This window comes from Mesorhizobium sp. NZP2077, assembly GCF_013170805.1.
Taxonomy (GTDB): domain Bacteria; phylum Pseudomonadota; class Alphaproteobacteria; order Rhizobiales; family Rhizobiaceae; genus Mesorhizobium.
The window spans coordinates 6,104,833-6,122,745 of record NZ_CP051293.1; the positions used below are offsets into that span (position 1 = coordinate 6,104,833).

Annotated in this window: 16 protein-coding genes; 10 read left to right on the forward strand and 6 right to left on the reverse strand. The window is 64.6% G+C overall.

Annotation, left to right across the window (positions count from 1 at the left end; genetic code table 11):
- Positions 1-3 precede the first annotated feature (3 nt).
- Positions 4-1,464, forward strand: a complete 1,461-nt coding sequence (locus HGP13_RS30285) for an NAD-dependent succinate-semialdehyde dehydrogenase (protein ID WP_172232749.1) — start codon at positions 4-6, stop codon at positions 1,462-1,464.
- 36 nt (positions 1,465-1,500) lie between these two features.
- On the opposite strand, the gene HGP13_RS30290 is transcribed toward HGP13_RS30285, so the two are convergent.
- Both HGP13_RS30290 and HGP13_RS30295 read right to left on the reverse strand, forming a co-directional pair.
- Entirely contained in the window at positions 1,501-2,775 is a 1,275-nt protein-coding gene (locus HGP13_RS30290; protein ID WP_172232751.1) for an FAD-binding oxidoreductase, read from the reverse strand.
- A 17-nt stretch (positions 2,776-2,792) separates the two neighbouring features.
- The gene (locus HGP13_RS30295) at positions 2,793-3,461 is read right to left on the reverse strand and encodes a haloacid dehalogenase type II (protein ID WP_172232754.1); all 669 of its coding nucleotides are present in this window, start codon (positions 3,459-3,461) and stop codon (positions 2,793-2,795) included.
- Between HGP13_RS30295 and HGP13_RS30300 the strand changes: the two genes are divergently transcribed.
- The 8 genes from HGP13_RS30300 (at position 3,460) to HGP13_RS30335 (ending at position 12,183) form a co-directional block, all read left to right on the forward strand.
- The gene (locus HGP13_RS30300; protein WP_172219765.1) at positions 3,460-3,600 is read left to right on the forward strand and encodes a hypothetical protein; all 141 of its coding nucleotides are present in this window, start codon (positions 3,460-3,462) and stop codon (positions 3,598-3,600) included. The two genes, HGP13_RS30295 and HGP13_RS30300, sit on opposite strands and share 2 nt — an antisense overlap.
- Before the next feature lie 181 nt (positions 3,601-3,781).
- Entirely contained in the window at positions 3,782-4,621 is an 840-nt protein-coding gene (locus HGP13_RS30305) for a GNAT family N-acetyltransferase (RefSeq protein WP_172232758.1), read from the forward strand.
- 14 nt (positions 4,622-4,635) lie between these two features.
- Positions 4,636-6,009, forward strand: coding sequence for an aspartate aminotransferase family protein (locus HGP13_RS30310; RefSeq protein WP_172232761.1), 1,374 nt, complete (start codon positions 4,636-4,638; stop codon positions 6,007-6,009).
- 239 nt (positions 6,010-6,248) lie between these two features.
- Positions 6,249-6,971, forward strand: coding sequence for an HAD-IA family hydrolase (locus HGP13_RS30315; RefSeq protein ID WP_172232764.1), 723 nt, complete (start codon positions 6,249-6,251; stop codon positions 6,969-6,971).
- Between the two features lie 63 nt (positions 6,972-7,034).
- Positions 7,035-8,645 (forward strand): ABC transporter substrate-binding protein, encoded by a 1,611-nt coding sequence (locus HGP13_RS30320; RefSeq protein ID WP_172232767.1) that lies wholly within the window; start codon positions 7,035-7,037, stop codon positions 8,643-8,645.
- An 87-nt stretch (positions 8,646-8,732) separates the two neighbouring features.
- A complete protein-coding gene (locus tag HGP13_RS30325; protein WP_172232770.1) occupies positions 8,733-9,683 on the forward strand; it encodes an ABC transporter permease in 951 nt (316 codons plus the stop codon).
- Positions 9,684-9,685: 2 nt separating this feature from the next.
- Positions 9,686-10,531, forward strand: a complete 846-nt coding sequence (locus HGP13_RS30330) for an ABC transporter permease (protein WP_172232773.1) — start codon at positions 9,686-9,688, stop codon at positions 10,529-10,531.
- Positions 10,528-12,183: an ABC transporter ATP-binding protein gene (locus tag HGP13_RS30335; RefSeq protein WP_172232776.1), complete on the forward strand. Its 1,656-nt coding sequence runs from the start codon at positions 10,528-10,530 to the stop codon at positions 12,181-12,183. The genes HGP13_RS30330 and HGP13_RS30335 overlap by 4 nt, the downstream gene beginning before the upstream one ends.
- 12 nt (positions 12,184-12,195) lie before the next feature.
- Here HGP13_RS30335 and HGP13_RS30340 read toward each other — a convergent pair whose 3' ends face one another.
- Entirely contained in the window at positions 12,196-12,672 is a 477-nt protein-coding gene (locus HGP13_RS30340) for an Lrp/AsnC family transcriptional regulator (protein WP_127327820.1), read from the reverse strand.
- Positions 12,673-12,893: 221 nt separating this feature from the next.
- On the opposite strand from HGP13_RS30340, the gene HGP13_RS30345 reads away from it, so the two are divergent.
- A complete protein-coding gene (locus HGP13_RS30345) occupies positions 12,894-14,219 on the forward strand; it encodes an FAD-binding oxidoreductase (protein ID WP_172232779.1) in 1,326 nt (441 codons plus the stop codon).
- A gap of 44 nt (positions 14,220-14,263) precedes the next feature.
- Here the strand turns inward: HGP13_RS30345 and HGP13_RS30350 are convergent, their stop codons facing one another.
- From HGP13_RS30350 to HGP13_RS30360, 3 genes are read right to left on the reverse strand one after another with little or no spacing between them, the layout of a single operon-like run.
- Entirely contained in the window at positions 14,264-15,628 is a 1,365-nt protein-coding gene (locus tag HGP13_RS30350) for an FAD/NAD(P)-binding oxidoreductase (protein WP_246707164.1), read from the reverse strand.
- Complete coding sequence (locus HGP13_RS30355; RefSeq protein WP_172232785.1) at positions 15,625-15,927, reverse strand: (2Fe-2S)-binding protein; 303 nt, start codon at positions 15,925-15,927, stop codon at positions 15,625-15,627. Before HGP13_RS30355 ends, HGP13_RS30350 begins: the two co-directional genes overlap by 4 nt.
- Positions 15,924-17,909 carry a hydantoinase B/oxoprolinase family protein gene (locus HGP13_RS30360; RefSeq protein WP_172232788.1) on the reverse strand — a complete coding sequence of 662 codons (1,986 nt, stop codon included), beginning with the start codon at positions 17,907-17,909 and terminating at the stop codon, positions 15,924-15,926. Before HGP13_RS30360 ends, HGP13_RS30355 begins: the two co-directional genes overlap by 4 nt.
- Between the last annotated feature and the right edge of the window lie 4 nt (positions 17,910-17,913).

Genomic DNA, 17,913 nt, shown 5'->3' on the forward strand with positions numbered 1-17,913 from the left:
TCGATGAAAAACCTGAAAGACAAAAAACTCTTCCGCGAAGCCGGCCTGATCGGCGGTGAATGGGTCGCCGCCGGCTCCGGTAGGACAGTCGACGTCGTCGATCCGGCGACGCAGGCTGCCATCGGCTCGGTGCCCGACATGGCTGGTTCGGAGACCCGTGCGGCCATAGACGCCGCCGCGTCCGCCTATGGCGACTGGAAGAAGAAAACCAACGCCGAGCGCGCCGGCCTCCTAGAGGCATGGCATGGCCTGATGCTGGCGCATCTGGACGATCTCGCGCTGATCCTGACGACCGAACAGGGCAAGCCGCTGGACGAGGCCAGGGGCGAAATTCGCTACGGCGCTTCCTTCGTCAAATGGTTTGCCGAGGAGGCACGCCGCATCAACGGCCACACCATCCCCTCGCCCACGCCTGACCGCCGTATTGTCGTTTTGAAGGAGCCGGTCGGGGTATGCGGCATCATCACGCCGTGGAACTTCCCCAACGCGATGATCACCCGCAAGGTCGCGCCGGCATTGGCCGCCGGCTGCACGGTTGTGATCAAGCCATCCGAGTTCACGCCCTATTCGGCGCTGGCGCTGGGCGTGCTTGCCGAACGCGCCGGCATCCCCGCCGGCGTCATCAACATCGTCACCGGCATGCCCACGGAGATCGGCAACGAGATCATGGCGAACGAGGCCGTTCGCAAGATCTCCTTCACCGGCTCGACGCGGGTCGGCTCGCTGCTAATGCGCGGCGCGGCCGACAGCGTGAAGCGGCTGAGCCTCGAACTCGGCGGCAATGCCCCCTTCATCGTCTTCGACGACGCCGATCTCGATCTCGCCATCGAGGGTGCGCTGGTCTCCAAGTTCCGCAATGGCGGCCAGACCTGCGTCTGCGCCAATCGCATCCTCGTCCAGGCCGGTGTCTACGAAACCTTCGCTGCGAAGCTTTCCGCCCGCGTCAACGCCATGACGGTGGGACCCGGCACACAGCCCGGCGTCGCCATCGGCCCGATGATCAACATGGCGGCGGTCGAAAAGATAAACCGCCATGTCGAGGACGCGCTTGCCAAGGGTGCCGCGATCATCACCGAGAAGCCGGGTTTGCCCGACGGTCCTCAGTATGTCGCGCCGCTGGTGCTGACCGGCGCTACAAAAGAGATGCAGCTTGCCGATGAGGAAACGTTCGGCCCGGTCGCGCCGCTTTTCCGTTTCGAGACGGAAGAGGAAGCGATCGCGCTGGCCAATGGCACGCCTTACGGGCTTGCTTCCTACTTCTACACCGAAAACCTGAGACGCGCCTGGCGCGTCGGCGAGGCGCTGGAGTTCGGCATGGTGGGCTTGAACACCGGCTCGGTCTCGATCGAGGTCGCCCCCTTCGGCGGCGTCAAGCTGTCCGGCCTCGGGCGAGAGGGCGCGCAGGCCGGCATAGAGGAATATCTCGAGATGAAAACGTTCCACATGGGAATAGGCAGTAGGTAATAGGCAGTAGGGAATTGGGAGACACCGCCCTACTGCCTACCTCACCCGATCGAGCGCCTTGTAGTAGAGGCCGACCATCGGCAGGAACCAGGGCTTGCCGGAGTAACCGGGAATGGACGGCCACTCGAGCCCCTTCAGCGGATTGCGGTCCTCGCGGCCGAGCATGGCATCGGCCAGGATCATGCCGAGATGGGTGGAAAGCTGCGCGCCGTGGCCGGAATAGCCCATCGCGAACCAGACACCGTCATGGTAACCGGCGCGTGGGAAGCGGTCCTTGGTCATGTCGACCAGCCCGCCCCAGCAATAGTCGATCTCGACCTTGGCGAGTTGCGGAAAGATCGCGGCAAGGCCTGCCCGCAATATCTCTCCGCTCCTGGCGTCGGAGCGCTGGTCCGATGTCGCCGAAAAGCGTGCGCGGCCGCCGAAGATCAGCCGCCTGTCAGGCGACAGCCGGAAGTAGTTGCCGATGTTCATTGAGGTCACGCATGTCCGGTTGCCCGGCATGGTCGCCGCGATTTCGGCGTCGCTCAAAGGCCGCGTGGCGATGATGAAGCTGCCGACCGAGATGATCCGGCGGCGGAAGTAGCCGAAGTCGGGCGTGGTGTAGGCGCCGGTCGCCACCAACACATTGTCGGCGCTAATCCTGCCACGCGAGGTGGTCAGCGCGTGCCTGCCGCCGGTCTGCTTGCGGTCGGTGACCGCCGCGTTCTCGTGGACGACGGCGCCGTGGCGGGCGGCTGCAGCGGCGAGACCCGCCACATAGCGGCCCATATGCATCATGGCGCTCTTCTTCGACAGCATCGCGCCGTGGAAGGGCGAGCCGATCTCGGATTTGAGATCGGAAGCCGACAACAGCGCCGTGTCCGGATCCACCTCGGCATGGAGGGCTTCGAAGTTGCGGGCGATCGCATCAAAATGCTGCGGCTTGGAGGCGAGCTTCAGCTTGCCGGCGCGGCGGAAGTTGCAGTCGATGCCTTCCTCCGCGACCAGCGCCTCGATGGTGTCGACGGAATCGTCCAGCGCCCGGTAGAGGGCGATGGCGCGGTCCTTGCCGAGCTCCGCCTTGGCGGCGAGATAGCCGTGGGCGAGGCCGTTGTTGAGGTGCCCGCCATTGCGGCCGGATGCGCCCCAGCCCACACGTTCCGCCTCCAGCACGACCACTTTCGCACCTGCCTTCGCCAGCTGGCGCGCGGCGGCGAGACCCGTGAAGCCGCCGCCGATGACGGCGGCATCGTAGTGCCCCTCGACCGGGCCTTGCGCCGCGCCGGAAAAGACCGGGGCCGTGTCGTGCCAGTAGGAGACGAACTTCATTGGCAATCCGCCTATTTCTAAAGACCGACCACGCCTGGAAGGCCCGAAATGTCCGATATTTCGACATAGCCGTAGTACGGGTTGGCCGGTTCGTGGCCGCGATTGACCCAGACCTTGTTCTTGATGCCGAGATCATGTGCCGACATCAGGTCGTAGCGGAAAGAAGACGAGCAGTGAAGAACGTCCTCCGGGCCGCAGCCCAGCCTGTCGAACATGTATTCGAAGGCCTTGAAACGGGGCTTGTAGGCCTGCGCCTGCTCAGCCGTGTAGACGGCATGGAATGGCGCGCCGAGCTTCTCGACATTGGAGATGATCTGCGCGTTCATGGCGTTGGACAGGATGACCAGCGGAATTTCCTTAGCGACCTTCGCCAGGCCGGCCGGAACGTCGGCGTGGGGACCCCAGGTCGGGACACGCTCGTAGACCATCCTGGCGTCGTCGGCGCTGAAGGCGACACCATTGCGCTTGCAGGTGCGCTCGAGCGCATTGTGGACGACGTCGGCATAGGGCTTCCAGTCGCCCATGATCTCGTCAAGTCGATAGGCCGCGAAGTTCTTGATGAACTCCTGCATGCGCGGCTCGTCGAGCTGGCTGCCATAGAGATCGCGCGCAGCTTCCGCCATCTGAAAAAAGGTCAACGTGCCGTAGCAGTCGAAGGTGATGTATTTGGGCCTGAAAGAAGCCATGTCCGTCGATCTCCGGTGGAAAGCACATCCGCGTGGGATGTTTTTCATCATAGGACGGCAGGCAGCGACCCACCTGACCGAAATCGCCTTCCTGAAAGCAGAAAGTTCCGTATCCGCCATCCGGTTTGGCACGCTGTAGCATTCGATGTGCCGATCGCGGCGCCGCTATCGGCGTGAAACGCATCCGCCGCGGACGATGCCAGCACAAGATGCGGCGCACCGCTTGCGCTACGGCGAAAGATACCGCCGAAGCCAATGCCTTCAGATGATCTGCGGCGCGCCGATGGCCGAGACTTGGGCACTAGACGGAAGGATGCCTCATGCAGCAGGGCGAGATCGAATTCCAGGCCTTCGGGCCGGACCATATCGAGGGCGCGGTGGCGCTGTCTCGCCAGGAGAATTGGCCACATCGCCCGCAGGACTGGCAGATGGCGCTGCAGCTCTCGAACGGTGCGGTCGCGCTCGACGACCAGGGCCGCGTCACCGGGACCATCCTGGTCACGCCCTACGGCGCGGATTGCGCCATGATCAACATGGTGATCGTCGACAGGAACGTGCGGGGCAAAGGGCTTGGGCGCCGGCTGATGGATCAGGCGTTCGCCTTGGCCGGAAACCGTCCGCTGCGGCTCGTCGCGACGGCGGACGGCATGCCTCTCTATGAAAAGCTCGGCTTCGTGCCGTCCGGAACGATCCGGCAACATCAGGGCAACGTCGCCAAGCTTGGTGCGCCCGACGGGGTGGACGCCGCGGGCACCGCCGATCTCCTGGAAATCAAGGCGCTGGACCGCGACGCCTATGGCGCCGACCGCGAAGCCCTGATCGATGCGCTGGCGGAGCGCGGCCAGTTCGCGGTCATCCGCCGCAACGGCGCCATCGAGGCCTATGCCGCGATCCGCCCGTTCGGGCGCGGCGAGGTGATCGGTCCGGTCATCGCGGGAAGCGCCAACGAGGCGAAGGCTCTGATCGGCTTCTTTGCCGCGCCGCGTCCCGGCGCCTTCCTGCGCGTCGATACCGGCAGCGGGAGCGGCATCGCCGGCTGGCTCGAGGACATCGGCCTCGCCCATGTCGGCGGCGGCGTGGCCATGGACCGTCCACCCAAGACGAGCATGGAACAGGCCAGACCGAAAGTTTACGCCCTCGCCAACCAGGCGCTGGGCTAGTCCGGAGGACAACAATGCTTGCCAATTCCCTGATAGAACTCGATCGCGCCCATCTCATCCACCCGGTCTCTTCATACCGCGGCCACGAGGCGCTCGGCGTGCGCGTCTTGAAATCGGCGAAGGGCGCGACCGTGACCGATGCGTCCGGCCGGCAACTCGTCGATGGTTTCGCCGGGCTATGGTGCGTCAACGCCGGCTACGGCCATGACAGCATCGTCGAGGCGGCGGCCAGGCAGATGCGCGAACTTCCCTATGCCACTGCCTATTTCGACCTCGGCTCGGAGCCGGCCATCCGGCTCGCCTCGGAACTGGCCGAGCGGGCGCCCGGGGATCTCAATCACGTCTATTTTACGCTCGGCGGGTCGGACGCGGTCGACAGCACAATCCGTTTCGTCCGCTACTACTGGAATGCCAGGGGCGAGCCGCAACGCGACCAATTCATTTCCATCGAGCAGGGCTATCACGGGTCGTCGGTGGTCGGCGCGGGCCTGACCGCCCTGCCCGCCTTTCACGCCGGTTTTGGCATTCCCTTCGAATGGCAGCACAAGATCCCCTCGCCCTATCCCTATCGCAACCCGGTCGGCGAGGACGGCAACGCAATCATCGCCGCATCGCTCGCCGCGCTGAAGGCCAAGATCGAGGCGATCGGGCCGGAGCGGGTCGCTGCCTTCTATGCCGAGCCGATCCAGGGCTCCGGCGGCGTCATTGTTCCGCCGAAGGGCTGGATCAAGGCGATGCGCGAGCTCTGCCGGGAGTACGGCATCCTGTTCATCGCCGACGAAGTGATTACCGGCTTCGGCCGCACGGGACCCTTGTTCGCCTGCACGGACGAGGACATCGTTCCCGATTTCATGACGACCGCGAAGGGGCTGACCTCGGGCTATGTTCCCATGGGCGCCGTGTTCATGGCCGATCATGTCTACGACGTCATCGCCGATGGCGCGGGCGCTTCGGCGGTCGGCCATGGCTACACCTATTCCGCCCATCCCGTCAGCGCCGCCGTCGCGCTCGAAGTGTTGAGGCTCTACGAAGACGGTCTGCTGGAGAACGGCATCAAGGCCGGCGCCCGCCTGATGGCGGGCTTGGAGGGCCTGAGGGACCACCCGCTGGTCGGCGACGTGCGCGGCCGCGGCATGCTTGCCGCGATCGAACTGGTGGTCGACAAACGGAAGAAAACACCGCTTCCAGCGTCAGCCATGCCGGCGCGGCGTGTCTTCGACAGGGCGTGGGACAACGGTCTGATCATCCGTGCCTTTGCGCATGGGGTTATCGGCTATGCACCGCCGCTCTGTTGCACCGACAGCGACATCGACGCGATCATCGAGCGCACGCGGCGGACGCTCGACCAGACACTGGACGATCCCGATGTCCGCCAGGCTCTGGCATGACACCAGACGAATACCCTGTGTTTCGAAATAGCGCCGGGGCAGACGATTTCGCAATTTTGTGCCGCGCCCTCGTGCCTTTTCGGCGAATCCAGCGCGGGGGAAGTGCCAGACTGCATATAAGACAAGGCCAGAAAGCCCAAGTTTCCGGGTTTTTGAAAAAGGCCAGCGCCCCGGACAGCACGAAATTTTGTTCTGTTCAGTACGGTGTAATTCGGCCCTGCGCAGAGGAGAGCTAAATTTTGGCCAGGGGCTTTAGCGAATTCAAATACATGACCTTTGATGTCGTCGGCACGCTGATCGACTTCGAAGGCGGCATCACGGCTTGCCTGGCGGGAATCGCCGCCGAGGCCGGCGTTTCGCTCGATGGCGAGGAGGCGCTGGCCCTTTACCGGCAAGCTCGATACATGCCCGATGCAGGCCTGTTCCCCGACGATCTCGTACGTGTCTACACAGTCATCGCGCCGCGGCTCGGCCTGCCGGTCGAAGAGAAATACGGCGTGCGCCTGCGGCATTCGGCCAGCCTCTGGAAAGGCTTTCCTGACAGCGCCGCGGCATTGGCCGAGCTTGCGAAATCGCACAGGCTGATCGCCATGACCAATGCCCGGAGCTGGGCGCTTGATCATTTCGAGAAGCAACTCGGATCGCCCTTCTTCGCCACCTTCACGGCCGACGATACCGGAACGGAAAAACCGGACCCGGCCTTTTTCCAGAAGGTCTTCGATTTCGTGGCCTCAAGGGGCGACAGCAAGGATGACATCCTGCACGTCGCGCAAAGCCAGTATCACGATATCGGCATATCCCGGGCGCTTGGCCTGACCAACTGCTGGATCGAGCGCCGGCATGCCCAGCAGGGCTATGGCGGCACGATCGAGCCGGAGCGCTTCACCGTGCCGGACTACCACTTCACCTCAATGGCCGCGTTGGCGTCGGCCGTGCGGGAAAGCCTGAAGGAACGAACCTGAGCCCAAGCCCGGAAAGCCGCGTCAAGACGAGCAACCCGGAAAACCAACAGAAAGGGGAATGATATGACCGACAAGATCACGAACTGGACCAGCGCAGACAATGCCATGGTCGAAAATGCCATTCGGCGGGGCGCGAGCCGCCGCGAACTCCTCAAGATGCTGCTGGCCGGCGGCGCCGCGGTTGCCGCGGGCAGCATGGTGCTTGGCCGCGCCACCAATGCCGTCGCCGCCACGCCGGTTTCCGGCGGAACCTTCAAGGCGGCAGGCTGGTCGTCCTCGACCGCCGACACGCTCGATCCGGCAAAGGCGTCGCTGTCGACCGACTATGTCCGCTGCTGCTCGCTCTACAACCGCCTGACGTTCCTCGACAAGGACGGCGTCACGCAGATGGAGCTGGCTGAAAGCTTCGACAGCAAGGACGCCAAGACCTGGACGGTGAAGCTGCGCAAGGGCGTCACCTTCCACGACGGCAAGGCCTTCACCGCCGACGACGTCGTCTTCTCGATGAAGCGCCATCTCGATCCGGCGGTCGGTTCCAAGGTCGCCAAGATCGCCGCGCAGATGACCGGCTTCAAGGCGGTCGACAAATCGACCGTCGAAATCACGCTTGCCGATCCGAATGCGGACCTGCCGACCATCCTTGCGCTGCACCACTTCATGATCGTGGCCGACGGCACCACCGACTTCTCCAAGGGCAACGGCACCGGCGCCTTCGTGCTGCAGACGTTCGAACCGGGCGTGCGGTCGGTCGTCACCAAGAACAAGAACTACTGGAAATCAGGCAAGCCCTACCTCGACTCCTTCGAATTCATCGCCATCAGCGACGACAGCGCCCGCGTCAACGCCCTGCTTTCCGGTGACATCAACTTCGCCGCCTCGATCAATCCGCGCGCGATGAAGCTCATTGGCGGCCAGCAGGGCTTCGAATTGTCGAAGACGACCTCGGGCAACTACACCGACCTCAACATTCGGCTCGACATGGATCCGGGCAACAAGGCCGACTTCGTGACCGGCATGAAATATCTCGTCAACCGCGAGCAGATCGTCAAATCGGCATTGCGCGGCCTTGGCGAAGTCGGCAACGACCAGCCCGTCTCGCCGGCGAACATCTTCCACAATGCCGACCTAAAGCCGAAGGCCTTCGACCCGGACAAGGCGAAGTTCCACTTCCAGAAGTCGGGCCTGCTCGGCCAGTCCATCCCGGTGATCGCCTCCGACGCCGCGACCTCGTCGATCGACATGGCGGTGATCATCCAGGCCGCCGGTGCCGATATCGGCATGAAGCTCGATGTCCAGCGCGTACCGTCCGACGGCTATTGGGACAATTACTGGCTCAAGGCCCCGATCCATTTCGGCAACATCAATCCACGCCCGACGCCGGACATCCTGTTCTCGCTCCTCTACGCCTCCAACGCGCCCTGGAACGAAAGCCAGTACAAGTCGGAGAAGTTCGACAAGCTGATGATCGAGGCGCGCGGCTCGCTCGACCAGGCCAAGCGCAAGGAGATCTACGGCCAGATGCAGACCATGGTCTCCGAGGAGGCCGGCACCATCATCCCGGCCTACATTTCCAACGTGGATGCCCTCTCCAGCAAGGTGAAGGGTTTGGAGGCGAACCCGCTCGGTGGCATGATGGGCTACGCAATGGCGGAATATCTCTGGCTCGAAGCTTGAGAGGCGCCTGCCAGGGACCGGACAGCCGGTCCCTGGCACCTATTGCGCAACATGGCTTGGCCGACCGCAACCCGCAGGAGCGCTTCCATGACGTCTGGGGTTCTAAACCTCGTGCTGAAGCGGCTGGCGATCGCGGTCGTCACGCTTCTGATCGTCCTGTTCGCCGTGTTTTTCGCCACCAGCATGCTGCCCGGCGACACCGCGTCGATCCTGCTCGGCCAGGCGGCTACACCCGAAGCCGTCGCCGGCCTGCGCGAGGCCATGCATCTCAACGATCCGGCAATCCTGCGCTTCCTGCGCTGGCTTCTCGGCCTGCTCCACGGCGATCTCGGCACTTCCTATGCCAATCAGATGCCGGTCGCGGCGCTGATCGGCGGGCGCTTCGTGAACACCATGGAGCTCGCCGGCATAACCACGCTGCTCTCGGTCCCCCTGGCGCTGACGCTCGGCATCACCGCCGCCATGTTGCGCGGTTCCCTCTACGACCGCACCGTCACCATTCTTGCGATCGGCGTCATCTCGGTGCCGGAATTCATGGTCGCGACGCTGGCGGTCCTGCTTTTCGCCGTCTATCTCAAATGGCTGCCGGCGCTGTCCTCGGTCAACGAGGCGCATACGCTGACCGACCTCGTGCGCATCTATGCAATGCCGGTGATCACGCTCACCTTCGTCATCTCCGCCCAGATGATCCGCATGACCCGCGCTGCGGTGATCGAAACGCTCTCCACGCCCTATGTCGAGATGGCGCTTCTCAAAGGCGCCTCACGCGGCCGCATGGTGCTCAAGCACGCACTTCCCAACGCGCTCGGGCCAATCGTCAACGCGGTTGCGCTGTCGCTGTCCTATCTGGTCGGCGGCGTCATCATCGTGGAGACGATCTTCAACTATCCCGGCATCGCCAAGTTGATGGTCGATGCGGTCGCGACCCGCGACCTGCCGCTGATCCAGAGCTGCGCGATGATCTTCTGCCTCGGCTATCTCTTGCTCATCACCGTCGCCGACATCATCGCCATCATGTCCAACCCGAGGCTCAGGTGACGATGGCGCGCGTGGCAGCTTCCCGACGGTCCTTGCTGGGTCACAGCTACAATCTCGTGGGCGTCGTGGCCGCGCTGGTCATCCTGGCGTGGACGCTGATCGCCATCTTCGCGCCTTACATCATTCCCCATTCGATCGGCGATATCGTCGACGACGATTATTTCGGCCCGATGCGTCAGGGACTGTGGCTCGGCTCGGACTATCTGGGGCGCGACATGCTCTCGCGGGTGCTGATGGGGGCGCGCTACACCGTCGGCATATCGCTCGCTGCCGTCGTCATCGCCTGCTTCTCGGGCGTTGTGCTGGGGATGATCGCGGCCGTCACCGGCGGCTGGCTCGACAGCTGCCTCAGCCGCTTCCTCGACGCCATGAACTCCATCCCCAGCAAGCTGTTCGGCCTTGTGGTCGTCGCCGCGGTCGGCTCGTCGATCCCGGCGCTGATCCTGACGCTCGCCGTCATCTACATACCGGGCGCCTACCGTTTCGCGCGGGCGCTCGCCGTCAACATCAACAGCATGGACTTCATGACCGTCGCTCGCGTCCGCGGCGAAAGCACTGCCTATCTCATCGGGTCAGAGATCCTGCCCAACATCATGCGCCCGGTACTGGCCGACTTCGGCCTGCGCTTCGTCTTCATCGTGCTCTTGCTCTCCGGCCTGTCCTTCCTTGGGCTCGGCCTGCAGCCGCCACTCGCCGACTGGGGCGCGCTGGTGCGCGAGAACATTGGCGGCCTGCCCTTCGCGGCGCCCGCCGTCATCATTCCGTCGCTGGCGATCGCCAGCCTCACCATCAGCGTCAACCTGCTGATCGACAACCTGCCGCAGAAGATCAGGGACAGGGACGCATGACCAATCTCGTCGAGGTCAGGAACCTGAGGATCGAGGCGACGACCGACGCCGGTCGTGTCGTCGAAATCATCAAGGGCGTCAGCCTCGACATCGCCGACGGCGAGATCGTAGCCCTGATCGGCGAGAGCGGCTCCGGCAAGACGACGATCGCGCTCTCCCTGATGGGCTATGCGCGGCCTGGCTGCCGGATCACCGGCGGCGAGATTAATGTCAACGGCAAGAACATGGCCGCATTGTCCGAAAAGCAACGCGCCAAATTGCGCGGCACCGACATTGCCTATGTCCCGCAAAGTGCCGCCGCCTCGTTCAACCCGTCGTCCACCATCATGGAGCAGGTGATCGAGGTCACCCGCATCCACGGTCTGATGCCAACCGAGCAGGCGCGAAAGCGCGCGGTCGAGCTGTTCAGGGCCTTGTCGCTACCGGACCCGGAAGAGATCGGCGCGCGTTATCCGCACCAGGTGTCAGGCGGGCAATTGCAGCGGCTGTCGGCGGCGATGGCGCTGATCGGCGATCCCAAGCTGATGATCTTCGACGAGCCGACCACGGCACTCGACGTGACGACGCAGATCGACGTGCTGAAGGCATTCAAGTCGGTCATGCGGGCCGGCGGGATAGCGGGTGTCTACGTTTCCCACGATCTCGCGGTCGTTGCCCAGATCGCCGATCGCATCGTGGTGCTGAAAGGCGGCGAAGTGCAGGAGACCGGCACCACGGCTCAGATTCTTTCGGCTGCCCAGCACCCCTATACGCGCGAACTGCTGGCCGCCTTCGAGCCGAAACCGCGGCAAGCGCATGAGGACGCGGAGGCCGGCACGAAGCCGTTGCTGCGCATCGACAATGTGACGGCCGGCTATGGCTCGGTGCGGGCCGACGGACTGCCGCTTATCCGCGCCGTCGATTCCGTCAGCCTGGTCGTCGAGAAGGGACGCAATCTCGGCGTCATCGGCGAATCTGGCTGCGGAAAATCGACGCTGGCGCGCGTCATCGCCGGCATCCATCCGGCGGCGGCCGGCGACATCGTCTTCGACGGCAGGGAGTTGGAGCGCAGCGCAGGGAAACGCAGCCAGGACCAGCTGCGCGAGATGCAGATCGTGTTCCAATATGCCGATACCGCGCTCAATCCGGCCAAGCCGGTGGAGGACATCATTGCCCGGCCGCTGGCCTTCTATCACGGGCTCGACAGGCAGGCGCGCTCGAAGCGCGTCGACGAACTGCTCGACATGGTTCGCCTGCCCAGGACGCTGCGCTACCGTCGCCCGTCCGAGCTTTCGGGCGGACAGAAGCAACGCGTGAACTTCGCGCGCGCGCTGGCGGCCGATCCCAAACTGATCATCTGCGACGAAATCACCTCGGCGCTCGACACGGTGGTGGCGGCCGCCGTGATCGAACTGCTCAAGGAGCTGCAGCGCGAGCTGGGCCTTTCCTACATTTTCATCAGCCACGACCTCTCCGTCGTCGAAGCGATCTGCGACGAAATCATGGTCATGTATAATGGGCAGCGGGTGGAGCAGATCACGCCCGACAGGCTGCAGGCGCCGACCCACCCCTATTCGAAGCTTCTGTTCTCTTCCGTGCCGAAGCTCGATCCGACATGGCTCGATGGCCTCGTCCGCGACCCCGAGCTCGTCAGCAAGTACGGCCACCGCTGATTACACCGCTGGCTACCTCGGAAACAGGCTGGGCAGCGGCATGTGCGCCTTGACGATGGGCGACTTCAGCACGACGAAGCTGAAATACTTGTCGATGCCGATATCCATGTCGGTCAGCCGTTCCATGATCGTCTGGTACTCGGCTATGCCGGCGGTCACGAATTTCATCAAATAGTCGTAGCCACCCGAGACCAGGTGGCATTCGATGACCTGGTCGATCTTCTCGACGACGGCGAGAAAGCGGGCGAAGTCGACTTGGCGATGGTTCTTCAAGGTGATTTCGGTGAACACGGTCAGCGTCTGTCCGAGCTTGCCGATATTGATCTGCGCGGAATAGCCCTCGATGTAGCCCTCCGATTGCAGTCTCTTGACCCGCATCAGGCACGGGCTTGGCGACAGGTGCACCAGATCAGCCAGTTCCACATTGGTGATGCGGCCGTTCTTCTGCAACTCGTACAGAATCTTGATATCGATCCGATCCAGTTTCACGGTCGTCTCCGCAGAACACGCTGCAGCACAAAATGCTGCCTTGCTCATAGACATTGACACTACCACAGCCTGTTGGCCTGTCCATCCAAGCGGACAGCGCTTTGAAACGCAGTGGCTCCCGATTTTGAACGGGCTGCCGGAATAAAATTCTGCTTCGGCCGCAACTGCGGCAGCGGCTGCCTGCGCAACGCGTTAAATTGGCGCTTCAAGGCAGAGAGACCATGCGCGCACCCCTACAGAAAATCGAGACATCCGGCGAACTGCCACAGACCGCGGACGCAGTGGTGATTGGCGGCGGCATCGTCGGGATCTTCGCGGCCTACTACCTGGCACGACGCGGCCTGAAGGTCGCGCTTGTCGAAAAAGGACGTGTCGGCGCCGAGCAGTCCTCGAGGAACTGGGGGTGGTGCCGCCAGCAGAACCGCGACGCGCGCGAGTTGCCGATGGCAACGAAGAGCATCGACCTGTGGGGCAGCTTTGCAGCAGAGACTGGCGAAGACACCGGCTTTCGCCGCTGCGGCCTGCTCTATCTCAGCAATGACGAGGCGGAACTGGCCGGCTGGGTGCGCTGGCGTGACTTCGCCAAAACGGCCGGCGTCACCACGCATATGCTCGACGGCGCCGAGGCCAGCGAGCGGGGCCGCGCCACGGGGCGGACCTGGAAGGGCGGCGTCTTCTCGCCGACCGACGGCACCGCCGATCCTTCGCGGGCAGCACCCGCGGTCGCCCGCGCCATCCTCAAGCTCGGCGGCTCCGTGCACCAGCATTGCGCCGCGCGCGGTATCGAGACCGAAGGCGGGCGCCTGAGCGGTGTGGTCACCGAAAGCGGAACGATCCGGACCAAGGTGGCGGTGCTGGCCGGCGGCGCCTGGGCCTCCTCCTTTTGCCGGCAGTTCGGTTTCCGTTTTCCGCAGGCGTCGATCCGCTCCTCCATTCTGTCCGTCTCGCCAGGCGCGGAAGGTCTGCCGGATGCGCTGCACACGAAAGGGATCTCGGTCACGCGTCGCGGCGACGGCGGCTACACGCTCGCCATAAGTGGACGCGGGCGCGTGGACGTGACGCCGCAGCAGTTGCGCTTCTCCTCGCAGTTCCTGCCGATGTTCCTGAAGCGGTGGCGCAGCCTCGCGCCGGGCGGCCTGCAGGGCATGCGCTCGGGCCACGAAACGCTGCGACACTGGCGGCTCGACCAGCCGACACCGATGGAGCGGATGCGCATCCTCGATCCGGTTCCGGACCAGGCAACCATCCGGCTGACCCACGCCCGGGCGCTCGAGCTGCTGCCGGCACTGGGCCAGACCAGGATCAGCGCGGCCTGGGCCGGCTACATCGACAGCACGCCGGACGGCGTGCCTGCCATCGGCGAGATCAATACCGTTCCTGGTTTCTTCCTGGCTGCCGGGTTTTCGGGGCATGGCTTCGGCATCGGACCCGGCGCCGGGCATCTCATCGCCGATCTGATGACCGGGTCGCAACCAATCGTCGATCCGCAATCCTATGATCCCAGGCGCTTCGACGCTTCAGCCTGGGGGAAGGTCGCCGATTTCTAAGGCGCGATACATTTCGACATCTAGATATGGTCTCCGGAACGCCATCAACCTTGCCGGAGAAAAGCACTGATAGGCGCCGGGCGGACAGGGGCCTGCCCACGGAACCGGCCGACAGCGCCGGAGGTGCAGCCGGTCTGTGCCGCCACAAGTTCGACGGCAGCCAATAGGCAATAACGCCCTTGGCAGCGGCCCATTCCGGTGCGCGACAGCGCTTTCACCCTGTTGGCTTCGCCGCCGCCGACATCCACACCCTGCCGTACGGCTCCGGCGGTCACGTTCTCGCAGCGGCAGACGACCGCATCGTCTGGGAGTGCCCGCACCATCGCGGCCGGCCAGGGAAAGGTGCAAGCCAGACCGCGGGCAAAGCGTTCGAGCCGAGCGAGCTTGCGCAGATCGGCACTCAGGGAAGACGTCGGCAATCCGAGATCGGCAAGGCACGCCGCCGCGGCAAGACGCCCCGCGATCTCCGCGCCATCCGCTCCCAGAAGGCGAACTCCATCGCCCGCAAGATAGACCCCGTTGCCGGCGCGACCCATCCGGTCGGTCCTTGGCAGCCATTGCCGCCACTGCTCATCGTAGGTGAAGGCGCATCCCGCCAGGTCGGCCAGATGTGTCTCCGCCCGCAGGTGCCAGCCCATGCCGATCGTGTCGCATGGGGTGAGGCGCTGCCTTCCGCCGGCGTCGCGCCAACACATCGCCGTGACACCCTTCCCGTCGGCCTCGATCCGCTCAAGCGTCACGCCCGCATGGTAGCGGCCGCCGAGCCTCGCCCGCAGGACCAGGCCGCGCAGCGCGACCAACGGCCGGGCGGCAAGGTCCCAGAGCCCCCGCATTTGCCGGCGCCAGGAAGAGGTATCCAGCACCGCCGCCACATCCGCTCCAGCCTTGACGAGTTGGGCGCCGACCAGCGTCAGCAAAGGCCCCGATCCGATCAGGACGATCCGCTGCCCCAGCGCCACGCCCTGCGCCTTCAGCGCGATCTGCGCCGCGCCAAGGCTGTAGACGCCGGCGTTCTGCCAGCCCGGGACCGGAGCGACACGGTCGGATGCGCCTGTGGCGAGGATCAGGCGGTCATAGCCGACTGACTGCACGCCACCCTCCCCCAGCACATGCAGCCGACCTTCATGCACGGCAATGACCGAGCTTCCGGCGCAATGGGTGAGCCGCGCCTCTTTGGCCAGCCGATCGAAGAGCGCATGCAGTGCGCCCGCTTTCGCCGCCTCCGAGCCGTAGAGCTGCTTCGCGGTGCGGGTGAACCCTGCAGGCGGGCGGCGATAGATCTGCCCGCCTGCTTGATGGCCTTCGTCGATCACCACCGGGTGAAGCCCGGCCTCGACCAGCATGGCCGCAGCCTTTATGCCGGCTGGGCCAGCGCCGACGATCACGATCCGCGGCAAGGTCTCGCTCACGGCCAGCTCTCCGGCTCCATTGTGCGCAACCGCATGCCATCGGTGATCGGGACCGAGCACGCACGGATGCGCGGTCCCTCGTCCTGCCATATCCAGCAATCCTGGCAGGCTCCCATCAGGCAGAACCCGGCGCGCGACTCCGCTCCGAACTCGGATTTTCGCAGCGCGTGCCCTGAAGCCAGCATGGCGGTCAGCACGGTATCGCCCGCCAATGCACTGCACATCTGCCCGTCGAGAGAGAAATGCAGCTGCGCCCGGTCGAACTCGGCCAGCCGGACGATGCGGCCGGCTGTGATCATTCCGCCGCCTCTCGCACCAGGCCAGGGCGAGGCAGTTCGGGAAAGCGTTCGCAGACCGCATCGAAGGCCGCCTGAACGCCCTCCGGCCCCGAGCGCCCCTTCATGCGGCGGAAGATCTCCGTCTTGGTGAAGAACCGCCAGTGGATCGGCAAGTCCCCCAGTATGGCAGTGAGCCGGTCATAGGCGGCCGGCGTCCACTGCGCTTCGTAGCCGTCGCGCTCCGGACCGAAATGGAAATGGCCGGCGGCCGCCTCCTGTCGCGCACGCAGTTGCCCCGTTGCCTGCTCGTCGATCTCGCCGCCGCGGATGACGACGCCATAGTCGCGTTCGGCCGCAGCCGGCGAGACATAGCCGCGCCGCACATCCTGCGCGACCCGCCAGGGTTCGCGTTGATGCGGATCGCCGCGCCCGCCGCCTCCGGCGGACCGGATCTCGAGCACGTCGCCGGGCTGCAGCACAGTGGTGTCGATGTTGCCCAGCCGCCGCTCGTGCTCGGTCGCCGGATTGACGATCATGTCCGACAGGCCTGCCGCCTTGCCGCCCAGCACGCCCCAGGGACGGAAGAAGCTGCGGTCGCGGTTGCGGGCCGTGATCCTGGAGTCGGGGGCAAAGACGCGGAAGGCCATTTCGGTCGCCAAGCCGCCGCGCCAACGGCCCGCCCCGCCGCTGTCCCTGGCGAGCCCGTATTTCAGGAATTCGACTGGGGTCTCGGTCTCGGTGATCTCGATCGGCGTGTTCTTGAGGTAGGCGGCATCCGCGCCAGACCCGTTGGTCCCGTCGCGATGCGGCATCGCGCCGCCGCCGCCGACCACGGGATTCACCGCCGTGATGACGGTCCGGTAGGTCCGCTCGTCCGTGGTCATGACATTGACGATGCAGTTGTTGCCGGCCGGAGCTGATGGCAGGCGCTCCGGCACCGCTTGCGAGAAGGCGCCAAAGATGACCGACCGTAGCCGGGCGCAGGTGAGCGAGCGCATGCCCACGGCGGCGGGGTGTACCGGGTTCAGCACGGACCCCGTGGGTGCGATGCAGGTAAACGGCCGGGTCAGACCGGTGTTGAGCAGGATTTTCGGGTTGAGGGTGTAGAGCACGTAGTAGACGCCAACCAGCAGCATGGTGTGTCGCGGGTCGCCGCCGGAAGGCACGTTGAGCGAGGAGCCGAGCTGCGGATCGGAGCCGGTGAAGTCGAGCACCGCCTCGTCGCCCTTGATCGTCAGCGTCAGCTTCAGCCGGCACGGATTGGCCTCGACTGAATCCTCGTCGGCATAGTCGCAGAATTCCCATGTGCCGTCGGGCATGGAGTGCAGCACGTCGCGTGCCTGCGCTTCCGCCTGGTCGAGAAGCGCGGCAACGCCTTCGATGAAGCCGGCCTTGCCGAACTTCCTCACCATTGCCTGGATCTTGCGCTCGCCGGTGTTGAGCGCGCCGACCAATGCCTTGATGTCACCGATATTGAGGTCGGGCTTGCGCACATTCGTGCTCATGATCCGCAGGATCATCTCGTCGAAGACGCCCTCTCTCACCAGCTTCATTGGAGGAAAGCGGATGCCTTCCTGGTGGATTTCGGTCAGCGCCCGGCTGAGCGAAGCCGGCACGGCGCCACCCATGTCGGTGTTGTGGATGTGCCCTCCGGTCCAGGCGACGATCTCGCCGTCGACGAAGACCGGCTTCCACAGATGCGTGTCCGGCGCGTGGGTGGCGACATAGCCGGAATAGGGATCGTTGGTGAAGGCAACATCCCCCGGCCGATAGTCGTCCACCATTGCAATCGCGCGGCGATACGAAAGCCCGGGATACCAGGTGGCGCCGAGTTCCATCGGCACGGCGAAGGTGGCGCCTGAACGGTCCATCAGCATCACGGTAAAGTCCTGCGTCTCCTTGACGAAGGCGGAATGCGCGGTGCGGTGCAGCGTGTGGGCCATGTTCTCGGCGGCCGCGCGGGCATGGTTTGCCAGAACCTGAAGGTTTGTCCGGTCAAACATGGCG